At 66.6% G+C, this 16,484-nt stretch carries 18 protein-coding genes and 1 pseudogene; 4 read left to right on the forward strand and 15 right to left on the reverse strand.

Features of this window, described 5'->3' with window-relative positions:
• Position 1 precedes the first annotated feature (1 nt).
• Positions 2-481: a GNAT family N-acetyltransferase gene (locus tag EJI00_RS23205; protein WP_126749851.1), complete on the forward strand. Its 480-nt coding sequence runs from the start codon at positions 2-4 to the stop codon at positions 479-481.
• Positions 482-561: 80 nt separating this feature from the next.
• Here the strand turns inward: EJI00_RS23205 and EJI00_RS23210 are convergent, their stop codons facing one another.
• The 9 genes from EJI00_RS23210 to lexA form a co-directional block, all read right to left on the reverse strand.
• Positions 562-1,833, reverse strand: a complete 1,272-nt coding sequence (locus EJI00_RS23210; protein ID WP_126749834.1) for an acyl-CoA dehydrogenase family protein — start codon at positions 1,831-1,833, stop codon at positions 562-564.
• Between the two features lie 29 nt (positions 1,834-1,862).
• A complete protein-coding gene (locus tag EJI00_RS23215; RefSeq protein ID WP_126749835.1) occupies positions 1,863-2,969 on the reverse strand; it encodes a phosphotransferase in 1,107 nt (368 codons plus the stop codon).
• 23 nt (positions 2,970-2,992) lie between these two features.
• Positions 2,993-3,712 (reverse strand): Crp/Fnr family transcriptional regulator, encoded by a 720-nt coding sequence (locus EJI00_RS23220; RefSeq protein ID WP_126749836.1) that lies wholly within the window; start codon positions 3,710-3,712, stop codon positions 2,993-2,995.
• Positions 3,713-3,771: 59 nt separating this feature from the next.
• Positions 3,772-4,551: an oxepin-CoA hydrolase, alternative type gene (locus tag EJI00_RS23225; protein WP_126749837.1), complete on the reverse strand. Its 780-nt coding sequence runs from the start codon at positions 4,549-4,551 to the stop codon at positions 3,772-3,774.
• A gap of 31 nt (positions 4,552-4,582) precedes the next feature.
• Complete coding sequence (locus EJI00_RS23230; RefSeq protein WP_126749838.1) at positions 4,583-6,103, reverse strand: 3-hydroxyacyl-CoA dehydrogenase; 1,521 nt, start codon at positions 6,101-6,103, stop codon at positions 4,583-4,585.
• Between the two features lie 131 nt (positions 6,104-6,234).
• Positions 6,235-7,392: an MFS transporter gene (locus EJI00_RS23235; protein WP_126749839.1), complete on the reverse strand. Its 1,158-nt coding sequence runs from the start codon at positions 7,390-7,392 to the stop codon at positions 6,235-6,237.
• Positions 7,393-7,452: 60 nt separating this feature from the next.
• Entirely contained in the window at positions 7,453-8,460 is a 1,008-nt protein-coding gene (locus EJI00_RS23240; RefSeq protein ID WP_126749840.1) for a D-2-hydroxyacid dehydrogenase family protein, read from the reverse strand.
• A gap of 92 nt (positions 8,461-8,552) precedes the next feature.
• Complete coding sequence (locus EJI00_RS23245; protein WP_126749841.1) at positions 8,553-8,927, reverse strand: hypothetical protein; 375 nt, start codon at positions 8,925-8,927, stop codon at positions 8,553-8,555.
• Between the two features lie 138 nt (positions 8,928-9,065).
• Positions 9,066-9,749, reverse strand: a complete 684-nt coding sequence (gene lexA / locus EJI00_RS23250; RefSeq protein WP_126749842.1) for a transcriptional repressor LexA — start codon at positions 9,747-9,749, stop codon at positions 9,066-9,068.
• Between the two features lie 73 nt (positions 9,750-9,822).
• Between lexA and EJI00_RS23255 the strand changes: the two genes are divergently transcribed.
• Positions 9,823-10,806, forward strand: coding sequence for an asparaginase (locus EJI00_RS23255; protein WP_126749843.1), 984 nt, complete (start codon positions 9,823-9,825; stop codon positions 10,804-10,806).
• A 62-nt stretch (positions 10,807-10,868) separates the two neighbouring features.
• Here the strand turns inward: EJI00_RS23255 and adk are convergent, their stop codons facing one another.
• The 6 genes from adk to EJI00_RS23285 all read right to left on the reverse strand — a co-directional run bounded on the left by adk (position 10,869) and on the right by EJI00_RS23285 (position 14,735).
• Entirely contained in the window at positions 10,869-11,525 is a 657-nt protein-coding gene (gene adk, locus EJI00_RS23260; protein ID WP_126749844.1) for an adenylate kinase, read from the reverse strand.
• Positions 11,526-11,659: 134 nt separating this feature from the next.
• Positions 11,660-12,430 carry a 3-deoxy-manno-octulosonate cytidylyltransferase gene (gene kdsB, locus EJI00_RS23265; RefSeq protein WP_126749845.1) on the reverse strand — a complete coding sequence of 257 codons (771 nt, stop codon included), beginning with the start codon at positions 12,428-12,430 and terminating at the stop codon, positions 11,660-11,662.
• A complete protein-coding gene (locus EJI00_RS23270) occupies positions 12,427-12,609 on the reverse strand; it encodes a Trm112 family protein (RefSeq protein ID WP_126749846.1) in 183 nt (60 codons plus the stop codon). The genes kdsB and EJI00_RS23270 overlap by 4 nt, the downstream gene beginning before the upstream one ends.
• Positions 12,590-13,615 (reverse strand): tetraacyldisaccharide 4'-kinase, encoded by a 1,026-nt coding sequence (lpxK, locus tag EJI00_RS23275; RefSeq protein WP_126749847.1) that lies wholly within the window; start codon positions 13,613-13,615, stop codon positions 12,590-12,592. Before lpxK ends, EJI00_RS23270 begins: the two co-directional genes overlap by 20 nt.
• Complete coding sequence (locus EJI00_RS23280) at positions 13,616-14,041, reverse strand: ExbD/TolR family protein (RefSeq protein WP_126749852.1); 426 nt, start codon at positions 14,039-14,041, stop codon at positions 13,616-13,618. It abuts the gene before it with no gap.
• 61 nt (positions 14,042-14,102) lie between these two features.
• A complete protein-coding gene (locus EJI00_RS23285) occupies positions 14,103-14,735 on the reverse strand; it encodes a MotA/TolQ/ExbB proton channel family protein (RefSeq protein WP_126749848.1) in 633 nt (210 codons plus the stop codon).
• 313 nt (positions 14,736-15,048) lie between these two features.
• On the opposite strand from EJI00_RS23285, the gene xseA reads away from it, so the two are divergent.
• Together xseA and EJI00_RS23295 are read left to right on the forward strand one after the other, a co-directional pair.
• Positions 15,049-16,359, forward strand: a complete 1,311-nt coding sequence (gene xseA / locus EJI00_RS23290) for an exodeoxyribonuclease VII large subunit (protein ID WP_126749849.1) — start codon at positions 15,049-15,051, stop codon at positions 16,357-16,359.
• Positions 16,360-16,409: 50 nt separating this feature from the next.
• Positions 16,410-16,484: pseudogene (locus tag EJI00_RS23295) on the forward strand (superoxide dismutase [Fe]); the annotation flags it as partial.

Below are 16,484 nucleotides of genomic sequence, written 5' to 3' on the forward strand. Positions count from 1 at the left end.
GATGATCGAAGTCGTGCTGGCGGACTACGGCAACGCAGCGCATTCAGCCGCGCTGGTCGACTTGCTCGACAGCTATGCGCAAGACCCTGCCGGCGGCGGCACGCCTCTCGAAGCCGAGGTGCGCGCCGGCCTGCCTGCTGCGCTGGCGGCGCGGGCGCAGGCCTTCAGCGTGCTGGCTTACGACGGTTCGCAGCCCATCGGGCTCATCAACTGCATCGAAGGTTTTTCGACCTTTGCCTGCAAGCCGCTGGTCAATGTGCACGACGTGGTTGTGCTGGCCAGCCATCGCGGCCGGCGGGTGGCGCAGCGCATGTTCGAACGCGTGGAGCAAGAGGCCCGTGCGCGCGGTGCCTGCAAGCTCACGCTGGAAGTGCTCTCGGGTAATGCGCCGGCGCTGCGCAGCTACGAGCGCGAGGGGTTTGCCGGCTACCAACTCGATCCGGCATTCGGGCACGCGGTGTTCTTGCAGAAAAAGCTCTGAAAAAGAAAAAGGGCCGTGGCGCGCTTGGCGCCGTCGGCCCTTACCCCAACCCTCTCTCGGAGCGAGAGGGGTAATGCAGATCAGAAGCGCGTGACGGGTGCTTCGGCTTCGGTCTTGCTGGGCGCGTACTTGCCCAGCTCCCATTTCGCGATCGCATTGCGGTGCACTTCGTCCGGACCGTCCGCAAAGCGCAGCGTGCGGGCGCCGGCGTAGGCGTAGGCCAGCGGAAAGTCGTCGCACATGCCGCCGCCGCCATGCACTTGCATCGCCCAGTCGATCACCTGGCATGCCATGCTTGGCGCCACCACCTTGATCATTGCGATTTCGTTCTTCGCAACCTTGTTGCCGGCCACGTCCATCAGCCAGGCGGCCTTGAGCGTGAGCAGGCGCGCCATGTCGATCTTGCAGCGTGCCTCGGCAATGCGCTCTTGTGTCACGGTCTGCGAAGCGACCGTCTTGCCGAACGCCACGCGCGAAGAAGCGCGCTTGCACATCAGCTCGAGCGCACGCTCTGCCAGGCCGATCAGGCGCATGCAGTGATGAATGCGTCCGGGGCCAAGGCGGCCCTGCGCAATTTCAAAGCCGCGACCTTCGCCCAGCAGGATGTTGTCGACAGGCACGCGCACGTTCTCGAAGTACATCTCGACGTGCCCGTGCGGCGCATCGTCGTAGCCCATGACGTTGAGCGGCCGCACGATGCGGATGCCCTTGGCGTCGGCCGGCACGATCACCATGCTCTGCTGCGAATGCCTCGGCGCATCGGGGTCGCTCTTGCCCATGGTGATGAAGACGGCGCAGCGTGGATCGGCGGCACCTGAAATCCACCACTTGTGGCCGTTGATCACGTACTCGTCGCCCTGGCGCTCGATGCGGGTCGAGATGTTGGTGGCATCGCTGGAGGCAACGTCGGGTTCGGTCATCGCGAAGGCCGAGCGAATCTCGCCTTCGAGCAGCGGCTTGAGCCAGCGTGCCTTGATGGCCTCCGAGCCGTAGCGCGCGATGGTTTCCATGTTGCCGGTGTCCGGCGCCGAGCAGTTGAAGGCCTCGGAAGCCCATTGCACCCGGCCCATGATCTCGGCCAGCGGTGCGTATTCCTGGTTGGTGAGGCCCGCGCCTTCATACCCTGAGGCGGAGGCGCTGTCGACCGGCAGGAACAGGTTCCAAAGTCCCTGGGCCTTGGCCTTGGCCTTGATCTTCTCTACGGTCTTGAGCGCGGTCCAGCGCTTGCCCGCAGCCGTGTTCGCGGCCAGTTCGGCGGCGTACTCGGCTTCGGCCGGGTAGATGTGCTCGTCCATGAACGCGGTGACGCGTTTCTGCAATTCCTTGGTCTTGGCCGAATATTCGAAATCCATGCTGTCTCCTGGTGGGGTTTTGGGGCTGGTTACGCCTTTTGGGCAAACTGCCAGGCCATCTCGGCCATCGGTCGCGCGCCGCGGGCGGAGGCCACGGCTTGCTCGCTCGACGCGGTACCGGCCTCGACCCGCTTGGCAATGCCTTGCAGGATCGCGGCCATGCGGAACAGGTTGTAGGCCTGGTAGAAGTTCCAGTCCGGGGCCAGCGCCTCGGGCGTGCTGATGCGCGTGCGCTCGCAGTAGCGCCGGATGTATTCGCTTTCGGTGGGAATGCCCAGCGCCGCGACATCCACGCCGCCGATGCCGCGGCCGGTGGTGGGAGGCATGTGCCAGGACATGCAGTGGTAGCTGAAGTCCGCCAGCGGGTGGCCCAGCGTGGAAAGCTCCCAGTCGAGCACCGCGATGATCCGCGGCTCCGTGGCGTGGAACATCACGTTGTCCAGGCGGTAGTCGCCATGCACGATCGAGACTTTGCTCTCGTCGCGCGCGCTCGCCGGCATGTGGGCGGGTAGCCAGTCGATCAGGCGCTCCATGGCGTCGATCGGCTGCGACAGTTCGCCGGCGCCATCGGTCGAGGCCTTGTATTGCTTGCTCCAGCGGCCGATCTGGCGCTCGAAGTAGTTGCCGGGCTTGCCGTAGTCGGCAAGCCCGCGCTCCGCGAACTTCACGGTGTGCAGCGCCGCAATGACCCGGTTCATCTCGTCGTAGTAGGCCCCGCGCTCGGTGTTGGTGAAGCCGGGCAGCGACTGGTCCCAGAGCACGCGGCCCTGCATGAACTCCATCACGTAGAAGGCGCGGCCGATGACGGATTCGTCTTCGCACAGGCAGTGCATGTGCGGCACGGGCACATCGGTGCCGGCAAGGCCGCTCATGACCTTGAACTCGCGCTCCACCGCATGGGCCGAGGGCAGCAGCTTGGCAACGGGGCCGGGCTTGGCGCGCATCACGTAGCTCTGCGTGGGCGTCACCAGCTTGTAGGTGGGGTTCGATTGCCCGCCCTTGAACATTTCGACCGTGAGCGGGCCCTTGAAGCCGTCGAGGTTCTTCGTGAGCCAGGCCGCAAGCGTTTCGATGTCGAATGCATGCTGCTGCGAGACGGCGCGGGTGCCGATGAAGTTCGAGAAGTCCTGGCTCATGTCTCAGTCTCTTTTTGGTTTTCTCAGGTCTCAGCTTCGGAGACACGCATCAGGGCCGCGCGATCCAGCACGACCAGCCCGCCCGGCTCGATCCGGATGGTGCCCTCGCGCTCCATGGTCTTGAGCTCCTGGTTGACCCGCTGGCGCGAGGCGCCGAGCAACTGTGCGAGTTCTTCCTGCGCCAGCTGCAGGCCGATGCGCGTCTGGCTGCCGTCTTCCAGGTTGGGCACGCCGTAGCTGCGCACCAGGTGAATGAGCTGCTTGGCCAGGCGCGCGCGCAAGGGCAGGGTGTTGAGGTCTTCCACCAGCCCGAACAGCGTGCGGATGCGGCGCGCCTGCAGCCGCATCAATGCTTCGTACAGTTCCACGTGCGTGGCCAGGATCTTCTGGAAGTCGGCCCGCGCCACGCAGAGCACCGTGGTGTCGCCATGCGCATAGGCGTCGTGCGTGCGCCGGTCCCCGTCGAACATCGCCACGTCGCCGAACCAGATGCCCGGCTCCACGTAGGTCAGCGTCACCTGCTTGCCCGAGACGGCCGTCGAGCTCACTCGCACCGCGCCCTTGGCACAGGCAATCCAGTGATCGGGCGGATCGCCGCGGGCGGCAATCAGGTCGCCGTCCTTGTAGCGTTTGACAAAAGCACATCGAAGAATGTCGTGCCGTAGCGATGGAGAGAGAGAAGAAAACCAGCGACCACTGTTGATCGCTTCACGTTCTTCGATGGTAAGAATGGGGTCGTCCATTGGTCTGTCCTGTCGGCGACTGAAAGGCTGATGGGTGTCACGGGAGTGACGTCGTGCCGCTATTCGTACTGCGGCGGCTTCTTCTCGAGAAAAGCGGCAATGCCGATGCCGGCATTGGGGTGGTGAAGGTTGCGAACGAAGTGGTCGCGCTCCTGCGAGAGCTGCGACGCAAAGGTGGCGCCTCGCGCCTCGCTGAGCAGTTCCTTGATGCTGGCCAGCGAGTTGGGTGCGCGGGCATTGAGCTTGGCTGCAAGCGCCAGCGCGCTGGCGAGCGCCTGGCCGTTTTCGCTCAGTTCGTTGACCAGCCCGAGCGCATGCAGCCGCGGCGCGCCGATGCGCTCGCCGGCCATCAGCCATTCGCTGGCCAGCTGGCGCGGCAACGCCTGGCCCAGGTGCCAGCTCAGGCCGCCGTCGGGCGAGAGCGCCACATTGCTGTACGACGCAGCAAAAATCGCGTCGCGCGCGGCCACCACGAAGTCGCAGGCCAGTGCCAGCGAAAAGCCCGCGCCTGCCGCCGCGCCTTCGACCGCTGCAATGATCGGCTTGGGAAAGGTGCGGATGGAGTCGATCCAGTTGTGCAGGCCCTCGATGCTTTCGGCCTGCACCGAGGGGTCGCGCTGGCGGTTGTCGGACAGCCGCTGCAGCGAGCCGCCAGCGCAGAACCACGCGCCTTCGCCCACGATGACGACGCTGCGGATCTCGTCGCTGCTCTCGGCGCCGTTGAGCGCCTCGATGCCTGCGGCGTAGATCTCGGGGCCCAGCGCGTTGCGCTGGGTCGGGTTGGCGATGGTCAGCACCATGGTGCGTCCTTCGCTGGTGCTCTTGAGTTCGGCGGTCATCGGTGTCGTGCTTTCCTGGCTTGGCGTTCGTTCATTCTTCTTCGTGCAGCAGGCTCAGGCCGAGCGCACCGCGACGGCGCAGCCACGGGCTCGGGCGATAGCGCGGATCGCCGTAGACGGTCTGCAGGTTGAACAGCACCTCCAGCATGTTGGTCGGGCCGTACAGGTTGCCCATGGCCAGCGGGCCGCGTGGATAACCCAGGCCCAGCTGTACGGCCGTTTCAAGATCGGCCGGCGAGCACACGCGCTGCTGGCACATGTCGGAGGCGATGTTCACGATGGTGCCGATCACGCGCTGCGTGACGAAGCCGCCGCTGTCGCGGATCACGCTCACGGCCTTGCCGTCGCGCGCGAAGAGGGCGTGGGCTGCATCGCGGATGTCGCGCCGTGTGGCCGGGTTGGTGGCGAGCACGCGTCGCTTGGTGGCGGCATCGTCGATCAGCATGTCGATGCCGACGGTGCGCGTCGCGTCCAGGCGCTCGACCGCGGCCACGGTGGTCACGTCGAAGCCCAGCGGCGCCACCAGGATGAGCGAAGTGGGCGCGGCGGTGGCACCGCTGTCGATCTGGGCGCCCAGCGTATTCACCAGCCGCAGCAGCTCGGCGCGGCGCGCGGCACGCGGCGAAACCCACACCGAAGGCAGCGCCGCCACGGTCGGCGCCGCGGCTTCGGCGGGCTGCTGCATCACACCGTCGTTGTAGCTGTAGAAACCTTCATTGGTCTTGCGGCCGAGCACGCCCGCAGCGAGCCGCTGCGCGGTGATCACGCTGGGGCGGAAACGCGGCTCTTCGTAGTACTGGCGATAGATCGACTCCATCACCGGATGCGACACGTCGAGCGCCGTCAGGTCCATCAGCTCGAACGGACCAAGGCGAAAACCGGCCTGGTCCTTCAGGATGCGATCGATGGTGGCGAAGTCGGCCACGCCTTCGCCCACGATGCGCAGCGCCTCGGTGCCATAGCCGCGGCCGGCGTGGTTGACGATGAAACCGGGGGTGTCTTGCGCCTGCACGGCGCTGTGGCCCATCTGCACCGCATAGCCCGCCAGCTGCTTGCAGACCTCGGCGGACGTCTTGAAGCCCGCCACCACCTCGACCACCTTCATCAGCGGCACCGGGTTGAAGAAGTGAAAGCCCGCGACGCGGTCGGGGTGCTTGAGGCCCGCAGCAATGGCCGTGACCGAAAGCGACGAGGTGTTGGTCACGAGCGTGGCCGTAGGTGCGACAACCGATTCGAGCTCACGGAACAGCGAGCGCTTGACCTCGATGTCTTCGACCACCGCTTCGATCACGAGGTCGCAGGCGGCCAGGGCTGCCACCGAATCGACCGCCTTGACGCGGGCGATCTGCGCATCGCGCGCCGCGGCGTCGATCTTGCCCTTCACGTGCAGCTTGTTCCATTGCGCCGCGAGGGCTTCGCGCCCGCGCTCCGCGGCGCCTTCAAAACTGTCGAGCAGCAGCACTTCGCTACCCGCTTGCGCGGCGATCTGGGCGATGCCTCGCCCCATGGCGCCGGCGCCGACGACGCCGATCCGTGTGTAGTTCACTGTCATTGGAAGAAGATTTTCGCTGGTTGAGGTGTATCCGGGCCTGATTGCTGGCGGGGCCGCGGAGCTTGCACAGCCTTCGATTTTGCAGCCACCGGGCGCAGCGGCTTCCCGGGTTTTACGCGGGGCCGCGCTTTTCAGGCCGCGCGGCGGTTGCGATCGATGGCCACGCTCAGGCCGATGGCCAGCAGCAGCAGCGCGAGGCCGACCCAGTTCATCCATGCCACCGCATCGTTGGCGAGCAGCCATCCGCCCAGCCCGGCGCCCACTGCCTGGCCGATGTAGATGCCCGAGCTGTTGAGCGCCACCGAGCCCGGCGCAAGAGTGGGCGCCAGGCCTACCAGCCGCGCCTGCTGCGCCGAGTTGGTGGCAAAGCACCCCAGGCCCCACGGCACGAGAACGGCCGCCAGCCAGGGGAGCGTGCCGGCCCACGGCCAGAGAAAGAGACTGAGTGCGATGAGTGAACTCGTCAGCAGCACCATGCGGCCCGCGCCCACCCGGTCGATGAAGCGGCTTACCAGCATGTTGCCCAGCAGCCCGAAAACGCCGAACAGGGCCCACATCAGGCTCAGCGTGGTGGGGTCGGCGCCGAAGTCCTGCTTGAGGATGGGGCCGAAATAGCTGAACAGGACGAACTGCCCGGCCCCCTGCAGCGCCGTGACCGAGACGATGCCCATCAGCACCGGGCTGCGGAGCACGCGCGACCACGCGGCTGCCGTGAGCGCCGCAGGGCGGATACCGCGCGGAAGCGTCAGCCAGATCGACACCGCGCTCACGATGCTGAGCACTGCGATGGCCGTGAAAGCCATGCGCCAGCCCAGGTGGCCGCCAATCAGCGCACCGACCGGCAGGCCCAGCACCGAGGCCATCGACCAGCCGAGAAAGACGAAGGTCACGGCCCGCCCGCGCTGCTCCGGCGGCACCAGCATGCCCGCGCAGGCCGCGGCCTGCGGCGTGAAGATGGCCGGAGCCACCACGGTGAGCATGCGCACCGGCAGCAGGGCGCCAAAGCTCGGCATCAATGCCGCAACGACGTGCCCGGCGGCATACCAGACGAGGGTGAGGGCCAGCAGCTGGCGTCGGTCCCAGCCCGCGACCACCGCCGCCAGCAACGGTGCGCCAAGGCACATCACAACCGCGGCAACCGTGATCAACTGGCCCGCGGTGGCCACGGTAACCGCCAGCGACGTGCTGATTTCATTGAGCGTGCCGGGCACTACCATCACGCCCGTGCCGATCACGAAATTGCCGGCCAGCAGCGCCCAAAGCGCGCCCCGGGGCGCAGCCCGGTTCATTGAAGGACCTTCGCCTTCGGCTGCGGTACTCGCCTTGAGGCGGCCCGGCGGCTCATGAAATCACCGGCGAACCTGCAGCGCGCCCGGATTCACGATGTTGGTGGGGTTGCCCTTGATGAAGCTCACCACGTTGTCGAAAGCCTGCCCGAAATAGCTCTCGTAGCTGTCTTGCTCCACGTAGCCGATATGCGGCGTGCAGATGCAGTTTTCGAGGCGCAAGAGCGCGTGGCCCTGCAGCGGCGGTTCGCTCTCGAACACGTCGACCGCCGCCAGTCCCGGTCGGCCGCGATTGAGCGCCGCCAGCAGGGCGTCGGGCTCGACCAGCTCCGCGCGCGAGGTGTTGACGAAGAGCGCCGTCGGCTTCATGCGCGAAAGGTCTTCGAGCGTGACCAGGCCCATGGTTTCCTCGTTGAGCCGCAGATGTACCGACAGCACATCGGCCGCGGCAAAGAACTCGTGCCGGTTCTGCGCCACCTGGAAGCCGTCGGATCTGGCCTTGGCGCAGCTTGCCTCGCGGCCCCAGATGACGACCTGCATGCCGAAGGCTTGACCGTAGCGCGCCACCAGTTGGCCGATGCGGCCGTAGCCCCAGATGCAGAGCGTCTTGCCCTTGAGCACCGAGCCCAACCCGAAGTTGGGTGGCATCGACGCCGACTTGAGCCCCGATTGCTGCCACGCGCCGTGCTTGAGGTTGCTGATGTACTGCGGCAAGCGCCGCATGGCCGCCATGATCAGCGCCCAGGTGAGTTCGGCGGGCGCCTGGGGAGAGCCGGTGCCCTCGGCCACGGCCACACCCCGTTCGGTACAGGCCGTGACGTCGATATGGTTGCCCACGCGGCCGGTCTGCGAAATGAGCTTGAGCTTGGGCAGCTTTTCGATCAGCTGGCGCGAGATGTGGGTGCGCTCGCGGATCAGCACGATCACATCGGCGTCCTTCAGGCGGATTGACAGTTGACCAATGCCCTTGACCGTGTTGGTGTAGACCTTGGCCGCGTACGCGTCCAGCTTGGTGGCGCAGCGCAGCTTGCGCACGGCGTCCTGGTAATCGTCGAGGATCACAATGTTCATGGCGTGCCATTGTGCCTCGCAGCATTGGCACGACGCGCGTGTGAACGTTTGGATACCCGCCCCGGGCAATGGTCACCGGGGGTTGCATGGGCTTAATGTAGGCGCGTGGAGCCAGGCGCGGTGCTGACGGCTTCCATGGCCTCGAGTGCCGCCAGCCGGTCGAGTTCGGCGCAAACGTCGGCCATGCGGCCGGAAATCACCATGCGGTTGGTGCTGCGTTTTTCGCCCTGCAGGCCGTCCACCACGCGAATGACGCGCAGGGGCCGTACGGGCGCGGGTGCTGCATCAGCAGGGGCGGCCGGACCATGGGCCCGAGCCGTGCATGAGGGCCGGACCGCGACGTAGCGCAAGCCTGCGGAAGCACTGCCGCTGTCGCGGCGGCGCGGGCGGCGTGCCGGCAGCAGCCGGCTTGCGAGCGATTGCAGCGGCATCCAGAAATCAACGATGGCGAGGAGGGCGATTCCCATGTGAACTCCAAAAAAGTCTGAGGTTGAACACAGGCAGGATTTCTTTGATCGGGCGCAACAGGGTGATGGCGACTTCGCGCCATACGCCCGCCACCTGTTGCGACCGGATGGGGTGCTGCTTTCGGCAGGCCGCAGGGCCTACATCAGCATGGTGTTGCGAATGAGGCCGACCGCCAGGCCTTCGATTTCGAACGGCTCGCCGGGCTGGACCACGATGGTCGGGTAGTCGGGGTTTTCGGCGTGCAGCTCGATGACCTGCTTGTTGCGCTTGAGGCGCTTGACCGTGACTTCGTCGCCGAGGCGCGCCACCACGATCTGGCCGTTGCGGGCTTCCTTGGTGGCTTGCACCGCCAGCAGGTCGCCGTCCATGATGCCGGCGTCGCGCATGGACATGCCGCGCACCTTCAGCAGGTAGTCGGGCTGGCGCTGGAACAGCGTGTTCTCGACGTAGTAGGTCTGGTCGACGTGTTCTTGCGCGAGGATGGGCGAACCCGCCGCAACACGGCCGATGAGAGGCAGTGCCAGTTGCGCCATGCCGGGCAGCGAGAGAGAGAACTGGTTGCCTTCGCGGTGGCGCGACTCGTTGAGCGAGCGCAGCGCGTCGCCCTTGAGCCGGATGCCGCGCGAGGTGCCGCTGACGAGTTCGATCACACCCTTGCGGGCCAGCGCCTGCAGGTGCTCTTCGGCCGCGTTGGCCGACTTGAAGCCCAGCTCATTGGCGATTTCTGCCCGCGTGGGCGGAGCGCCGGTGCGTGCGATGGCGCTCTGGATCAAGTCCAGGATTTGCTGCTGGCGGGCGGTAAGCTTCACGGCGAACTGCATATGTTGTTCCTTGCGGCACTGGCTAGATATCCAGTACCTGTATTTTTAACCAGTTTTTAAAAGTTGGCAAGCCATGGTTAATTCGCTCTCGCCGAGCCTGCGGCGCATTGTGGTTCTGGGAACGGGCGGCACCATTGCGGGCCGCGCCGCGAGCGGCGGCGACAACATCGGCTACACAGCCGGCCAGGTGAGCGTGGCAGACCTGCTTGGCGGCATCGAGGCGCCCGAAGGCCTGGAGCTTGCGGCCGAGCAGGTGGCGCAGCTCGACAGCAAGGACATGGAACCCGACGTCTGGCTGCAGCTCGCCCGGCGTTGCGCCTTCTGGCTCGCCGAGGCCGACGTGGCCGGCGTGGTGATCACGCACGGCACCGACACGCTCGAGGAAACCGCCTTCTTTCTTCAGGCCGTGCTTGCGCCCGGCAAACCCGTGGTGCTGACCTGCGCCATGCGCCCGGCCAGTTCGCTCTCGCCCGACGGCCCGCAGAATGTGCGCGACGCCATCGCGGTGGCAGCCACGCCGGCCGCCCGAGGTGTGACGGTGGTCTGCGCAGGCGCAATCCACAGCGCCTTCGATGTGCAGAAGGCGCACACCTATCGGCCGGATGCGTTCGCTTCGGGCGATGCCGGTCCGGTCGGCTATGTGGAAGAGGGGGCGGTACGGCGGATGCGGGACTGGCCCGAATCACCGGCGCGCTCGAAGCTTCTCGAAGCCGGCGAAGGCGCGGCGATGCAATGGCCGAGGGTCGAAATCATCACCAGCCACGCCGGTGCGACCGGTGCCATCGTCGACTTGCTGCTTCAGGAGCGGGCGATGGGCGTCGCCGAGCCGGTGCGCGGGCTGGTGCTGGCAGCCACTGGCAACGGCACGGTGCACCATGTGCTGGAGGCTGCCGCGCTTCGCGCGCAGGATGCGGGCGTCGCCGTGCTGCGCGCCACACGTTGCGCGAGCGGGCGCATTCTTCCGAGGCCTGACGACAAGCTGCGCGATGCCGGTGCTTTGACGCCGGTCAAGGCACGGATCGCGTTGATGCTGGAGCTGATCGGAACAGCCGCCTGAGGCGCTGCGGGCACAAGCGGGCAGGCGCGCAAGCTGCCAAGGCAGCCCGCCTGCCGCCAGCTTCAGTTGCTCAGTGCGGCCAGTGCGCGCTGGGTGATCTCTTCGACCGTGCCGACGCCCTTGATGGCGCGGTACTTCGGTGCCGAGGCCGGATCGGCCTTGGCCCAGGCCGAGTAGTAGTCGACCAGCGGACGCGTCTGCTGGCTGTACACCTCGAGCCGCTTGCGCACGGTTTCTTCCTCGTCGTCCTTGCGCTGGATCAGTTCTTCGCCCGTGATGTCGTCCTTGCCTTCGACCTTCGGCGGATTGAACTTCACGTGATAGATGCGGCCAGACGCCGGGTGCGAGCGGCGGCCGCTCATGCGTTCGATGATGTCGCTGAAGGGCACGTCGATTTCGAGCACGTAGTCGAGCTTGACGCCCGCTGCCTTCATCGCGTCCGCCTGCGGAATGGTGCGCGGAAAGCCGTCGAACAGGAAGCCGTCGGCGCAATCGGGTTGCGCGATGCGTTCCTTCACGAGGTTGATGATGAGGTCGTCGCTCACCAGGCCACCCGATTCCATGACCGCCTTGGCTTGCTGGCCGAGCGGTGTGCCGGCCTTGACAGCTGCGCGCAGCATGTCGCCGGTCGAAATTTGAGGAATGCCGTACTTCTGGCAGATGAAGGCCGCTTGCGTGCCTTTGCCCGCCCCGGGCGCGCCCAGCAAAATTAGTCTCATGGTGTCCTCGGACGGTTCTTAGATCTTGTGTCGCGCCAAGCGCCGGCCCGGGAGCCGTGCAAGGCGGAATTGCGTCGAGGATAGCATGCGTGAGCGTGAAGAATTTCCGTTACAGCCACCCTGTGGCGCACGCTTCAGGGTGCCGGCTTGGCTGCGAACAATGCACGCACGCGGGCCAGGTCTTCAGGGGTGTCGATGCCCGGTCCGGGAGCCGCGTGGGTGACATGCACCGCGATGCGATGCCCGTGCCAGAGCGCCCGCAGTTGCTCCAGCGCCTCGGTCGCCTCGACAGGAGCCGGCGGCAACGAAGGGAATTGGCGCACGAAACCCGCGCGGTACCCGTAGATGCCGATGTGGCGCAGCGGAGCCGGGCTCGGCAGGGCCGTCGGCACGCGGTTGACGGCGCCGTCGCGCCACCACGGAACGGGTGCGCGGCTGAAGTACAGCGCGTTGCCTTGCGCGTCGAGCACCGCCTTCACCACGTTCGGGTTCAGAAAGTCGTCGAGCGAATCGATCTCATGGGCCGCGGTACTCATGGCGGCTTCCGGACGAAGGGCGAGCGCGGACGCGACAGCGTCGATCAGCGCAGGGTCGATCAGCGGCTCGTCGCCTTGCACATTGACGACGATGTCGCCGCCGTCGAGCGCGAGTTGTTCGCAGGCCTCGGCAAGACGGTCGGTGCCGCTCGGATGGTCCTGGCGCGTGAGGATGGCCTCCACGCCGTGTTGCTTGCAGGCTGCGACGATGGACAGGTCGTCCGCGGCAACCACCACCCGCAGCGCGGTCGACTGGCTCGCCCGCTGCGCCACGCGCACCACCATGGGCAAGCCGGCGATGTCCGCCAGCGGCTTGTTGGGTAGCCTGGTCGAAGCCAGGCGCGCCGGCACCAGAACGGTAAAGCTCACAGCCCCAGCTCGTCGTCGGACAGCGTGCGCGCCTCGTTCTCGAGCAACACCGGAATTCCGTCGCGCACCGGATAAGCGAGACGGGCGCTGCGCGAGCAGAGCTCCTGCTTTTCGGCGTTCCAGGTCAGCGGGCCCTTGGTCACGGGGCAGACGAGCAGTTCAAGCAGCTTGGTATCCATCGAGCGATGATAGCTTTGCGTCGAGCGCGGCGAAGAATTCCGGCGCGGGTGCGAAGTGCAGCGGCACGGCAAGCGCGCCGGGAGCTTTTCTCCAAAGCTTGACGGCGTCTTTTTCGGTGCAGAGCAGGGGGTGCCCGGCGTCTGAGGGGGCTTGCCAGCCATCGAAATCGAAGTGGTCGGGCAGCGCAATCGTCTCGGCCAGCGTCAGGCCGCGCGCCCGCAGCATTTCGAAAAACGCCTCGGGCCGCGCAATGGCCGCGAGCGCAATCACCGGCTTGCCGGCGAGGGCGCTCAGCGGCAGGCGTTTGCCGTCGCTTGCCACGGCGTCCTGCGCCAGTGCGCGGGTGGCGGTGTAGCCGCCGGCGAATGCCGGCCGCTCACCGCTGTGAAGCACCAGGTCGCACCGGCGCGGCCAAGCCTCGCGCAAGGGGCCGGCGGGCAAACGCCAGCCATTGCCGATTCCGCGGGCGTCGAACACGCAAATCTCGATATCGCGCGCAAGCGCCAGGTGTTGCAGCCCGTCGTCGCTCACGATGACTTGTGTGGCAGGGTGCCGGGCCAGCAGGGCCTGCGCGGCTTCGGCGCGGCGCCGCGCCACGAAAACGGGCGCGCCGGTAGCGTGGCGGATCAGCGCCGGCTCGTCGCCGACATCTTGCGGATCGCTTTCGTCCAGCACTTCACGGCAGTCGCCGGTGCGGCGGCCGTAGCCGCGCGAGATCACGCCAACGCGCAGCCCGCGCGCCTGCAGATGCCGAATCACGGCCATCACGACCGGAGTCTTGCCGGCACCGCCCGCGATGACGTTGCCGACCACGATCACGGGCACTTCTACGCGTTCGGTATTCAGCCACCCCAATCGGTAGAACAAGCGCCGCGTCGCAAAAAGCGCCGCATAAAGAAGCGACAAAGGCCACAGCAGGCAGGCCAGCACACCGCGCTGCAGCCAGGCGCGCTGCAGCCGGGAGGCCGATGCGCCGGTACTGCTGCTGCGGCCGTGGGACGGCACTCAGCGTCCTGCTTGCGCCGTCGACTGGGCTGCGAAGGTGATCTGCACGAGGCCTGCGCGGCGCGCCGCTTCCATGACCGTGATCACGGACTGGTGCGGGCTGCTGGCATCGGCGCTGATGATGACCACGCTGTCCTTGCCGCCCGTGGCCGCCGCACCGAGGGCTGCGGCCACGGTTGCCACGTTGCGGTCGGCAACGGGCGTCTTGTTGATCGAGTAGCGGCCGTCGGCGGACACCGCCACGATCACTTCCTTGGGGTAGTCGCGCTGCGAATCGACGTCCGCCGTCGGCAGGCGCAGTTGCATCTCCGTGAACTTGCTGTAGGTGGTCGACAGCATCAGAAAGATGAGCACGACCAGCAGCACGTCGATGAACGGGATCAGGTTGATCTCGGGCTCGTCGCGCGCGCCGTGGCGGAAATGCATGCGGCCGCGGCTCATGCCAGGCCTCCGACGAACGATGCGGCAGTGACAGGCATGCAGGCCATCATTTCCGCAGCGCGTTCAGGTGGCGCGCAAAGCGCTCGCCAGAGAGTTCCAGGTTCAACAGGTATTCGTCGACCCGGCTGCGGAAATAGCGCCAGAAGATCAGCGTTGGAATAGCCACGATCAGGCCGAAGGCCGTGTTGTAGAGCGCAATCGAAATACCGTGCGCCAACTGCGCCGGGTTGCCGGAACCCACCGCGCCGCTTCCGGGCGACTGCGAGCCGAAAATCTCGATCATGCCGATCACCGTGCCCAGGAGCCCGAGCAGCGGCGCCGCCGACGCGATGGTCGCCAGGGCGGGCAGGTAGCGCTCCAGCTTGTGCGCCACGGTACGGCCGGAGGCTTCCATGGCCGCGCGCAGGTCGTCTTCGGTGCAGCGCGGGTTGGCGTTGAGCGCCCGCAGCCCGGCGGCCAGCACCTGGCCGAGCATCGAATTGCGTTCGAGCTTGGTCACCACGTCGGGGCCCGGAACCGCGCCGTGGGAGACGGTCATGGCCTCGTCGAGCAGTTTGGGCGGAAGGACCTTCACGGTCTTCAGGCTTGTGAAACGTTCTATAACCAGCGCGAGCGCGATGACCGAACAAGCGAGCAATGGCCAAATCGGCCAGCCCGCGGCAACTATGATGGAAAACAAGAAAATCCTCCGGCCCGTAGACTGCAAATGCGCGGCGATTATCCACCGAGCCCACCATCGCCACGCGGCTTGTTTGCATGTAAGCGATGACGCACAGATTCTGTGGATAACTTTGTGACTAACCCGATGCGCAACAGCTCCGGACCCGCATGGGACGGGCCTCCCATTAGATCGATTGAATTTTGAGCAGCACTTTTTCCAATGAAATCAACAGCTTGCACGACAAACCGTGCGCCTGTTTCGTATCGAGGCCTCATGGCCCGGGGCTGGCCGCTCACTGTGGAAGAGTGGCTGCCGGCCACTTGTGCGATTTGTGAACTTGCGTGAACCGAACGCCACACCGGGTCCGCGGATCTGGGCTGTCGGCGCGTTGTGCCGCGCGGTTGCCGATGCGCTCGACGCGCGGTTCAACCCCGTCGCGGTGCGCGGCGAAATCTCGGGTTTTTCGCGCGCCTCAAGTGGACATTGTTACTTCGCGCTCAAGGACGTGTCCGGCCAGCTGCGCTGCGCGATGTTCCGGCGCGCGGCTGGCCTGCTCGATTTTTCGCCGCGCGACGGTGACCAGGTCGAGGTGCGTGGGCGCCTGGCGGTCTACGAGCCGCGCGGCGATCTGCAGCTGGTGGTCGAGAGCCTGCAGCGCGCAGGGCAAGGGGCACTGTTCGAGCAGTTCCTGCAGCGCAAGGCGCGGCTCGAAGCCGAAGGGCTTTTCGATGCCGCGCGCAAGCGGGCGCTGCCCACCATGCCGCGCTCGGTGGGCTTGGTCACCTCGCTCGGGGCGGCGGCCTTGCACGACGTTGTCACGGCGCTGCGGCGCCGCGTTCCGCATATTCCGGTGGTTCTGGCGCCGGCGGCGGTGCAGGGCGCCGGTGCGCCGGCCGAGCTCGTTCGTGCGCTGCAATCGTTGTATGCCTTGGAGCCAGCCGTCGACGTGATCCTGCTGGTGCGGGGCGGCGGTTCCATCGAAGACCTCTGGGCTTTCAATGACGAAACCCTGGCCCGCACCATCGTCCAGAGCCCGGTGCCGCTGGTCTGCGGCGTGGGGCACGAAACCGACTTCACCATCGCCGACTTTTGCGCCGATCTGCGCGCGCCCACACCCACGGCGGCGGCGGAACTCGTCAGCGCTCCGCAGACGATGTGGCTCGGTGCGCTCGACCTGCTGGAAGAGCGCCTCGGCGATGCGGTGGGTGCGCGTCTCGACGTGCTGGGCCAGCGGCTCGACCAGGCGGCGGCGCGGCTCGGCCGGCCCTCGTCACTCGTGGCCCGCCAGCAGCTTCGGTTGGCGCACCATTCCCAGCGGCTGCACTACGCATTGCGATCGAGAACGGAGCGGCTTGCCCATGTGCCACGCTCCATTTCGGCCGATTTCCCGCTGAAGCTCGAGCGCGCGCTGGCGCAGCGGCGCGAGCGCCTCGAGCGCGTGGCTTTGCGCCTTCGGCTGCTCGACCCGGCCCTGGTGCTGCAGCGCGGCTATGCCTGGCTCACCGGCCCCGACGGGCGCGCGATCGTCAGCGCGAAGAAACTGAAGGCGGGCGACGCCGTGGTTGCGCGGCTCGCCGATGGCTCGGTCGACCTGACCGTCACGCCCGGCGAGACGGGACGACGTCCGACGCCGGGTGCGTAATTCCTTTCTAGAATCCTTTATTCCCCGCAACCAACCCACGAGAAAAAACCATGGAACATGTGCTCCCACCCCTGCCATATGCGCTTGACGCGCTGGCGCCCGAGTACTCGAAGGAAACCCTCGAG

The organism is Variovorax sp. DXTD-1 (assembly GCF_003984625.1).
Lineage (GTDB): Bacteria > Pseudomonadota > Gammaproteobacteria > Burkholderiales > Burkholderiaceae_C > Variovorax.